Origin of the sequence: Cytobacillus oceanisediminis 2691 (genome assembly GCF_007678455.1) — a bacterium.
Lineage (GTDB): Bacteria > Bacillota > Bacilli > Bacillales > Cytobacillaceae > Mesobacillus > Mesobacillus oceanisediminis_A.
Window position 1 is genome coordinate 1 of the sequence record NZ_VEEP01000304.1, and the last position, 253, is coordinate 253.

General features: G+C 43.5%; 1 protein-coding gene. It reads left to right on the forward strand.

Annotation, left to right across the window (positions count from 1 at the left end; all coding sequences use genetic code 11):
- Positions 1-17: 17 nt before the first annotated feature.
- Positions 18-253 (forward strand): spore germination protein (locus tag FS736_RS25620; protein ID WP_144481564.1); only part of this gene is annotated, 236 nt, incomplete at its 3' end.

Consider the following 253-nt stretch of genomic DNA (forward strand, 5'->3'; position numbering starts at 1 on the left):
AGAACAACTAGTCAGATATAAACCTCTCTCTTCCTCATGTCAAACACCCTCCCACATCCAACCAACTCGAAACTCCAATATTAACTCCCCACTCCTTCTTATTTTTCCATAACCATAAACACCCCTACATATATCACACCCCCGCATTTCCAAACACATCTCTCCACCACTCCCCTATTCAAACTTATTTATCTGGCCCACATGTGGGGTTTACCGAAACTCGCCCCGATAATATTCCATTAATCCGTCACCA